General features: G+C 34.5%; 1 protein-coding gene. It reads left to right on the top strand.

Annotation, left to right across the window (positions count from 1 at the left end; translation table 11 throughout):
* A partial coding sequence (locus tag HMPREF9441_RS16195) for a CPBP family glutamic-type intramembrane protease (protein ID WP_008622996.1) occupies positions 1–475 on the top strand: 475 nt, incomplete at its 5' end.
* Positions 476–624: the final 149 nt, after the last annotated feature.

Genomic DNA, 624 nt, shown 5'->3' with positions numbered 1-624 from the left:
TTTCTTACCCATTTTTATCAAAAATATTTTAGAAGAGACAGCTTTTCGAGGCTATCTGACAGTAAAAATGGAACAACTCACCCAAAACGAATGGGTGATTTATTTAGTGGTGGCATTCGTCTGCCAAATATGGCACTTGCCATATAACCTCGTATTCTTAGATGATGCTTATCAGGCAACCTTTTTTCCTTATAGCAAAGTGTTATTTGTTTTGGTGAGTTTTGTGGTCATTGCTGTTTGGACAATAATGTACACCGAGATTTTCTTTCTCTCGCGCTCACTCTTATTGGTAGTTTTGATGCACTCAATGAAAGACGCTCTTAATCCTCTCATTTCAGAAGGATTTACTGTTATTTCACCTGATAAAACACTTTTAGTATCTCCCCTTTTTGGTGTCATTCCAACATTGATATACTTGGCTATAGGATTGTATTTGAGGAGAATACGCAAAAGTAAAGAACGTCTCCATTCATAATGAATAAATTGTATAAACTAAAATATTAGCAATATGAACAAAAACAATGAAAACCCTGTAAATGCTTGCTGCTGGGATAAGATTTTCGCTAAAAGCGATAAAGTTGAACACAAAAAAGTATCGTTTAAAAATACGAGGTTATATGGCAA

The sequence above is a fragment of the Paraprevotella clara YIT 11840 genome (genome assembly GCF_000233955.1).
In the GTDB taxonomy this organism is placed as follows: domain Bacteria; phylum Bacteroidota; class Bacteroidia; order Bacteroidales; family Bacteroidaceae; genus Paraprevotella; species Paraprevotella clara.
The sequence above is the reverse complement of the archived record's forward strand: the minus strand, read 5'-3'. Positions and strand labels throughout refer to the sequence as shown.